The organism is Bradyrhizobium sp. Crot121 (genome assembly GCF_059512385.1).
In genome coordinates this window covers 1-310 of the sequence record NZ_JCAMOR010000539.1, presented here as the reverse complement: position 1 = coordinate 310, position 310 = coordinate 1, and the positions used below count along the sequence as shown (strand labels likewise).

1 pseudogene is annotated in these 310 nt (G+C 60.0%); it reads left to right on the top strand.

The window, feature by feature from the left end:
* A pseudogene (locus AC5ZGW_RS47835) lies at positions 1–159 on the top strand (integrase core domain-containing protein); the annotation flags it as partial.
* Positions 160–310: the final 151 nt, after the last annotated feature.

Genomic DNA, 310 nt, shown 5'->3' with positions numbered 1-310 from the left:
GAGCGGCTGTGGCGGTCGCTCAAGCATGAGGACATCTATCTCAAGGGCTATGCCGACGGCCGCGAGGCCAAGGCAGGGGTCGCGAGCTGGATTGCCTTCTACAACGATCGTCGCCTTCATCAGGCCCTCGGCTATCGCACGCCGATGGCAGTCTGGCGCGAGCGGATGCACGCCGACAAGGCTGTGGACATGGTGGACAACGCTGCCGCGTTGACCACATGCCCACAGCAACTGCAGCAGACAGAATCTCTGGCTGCGTGATAGAAAAGGATCAGGAGCGATCAGTTTCCAACTAACAAGCCGGTTCAAC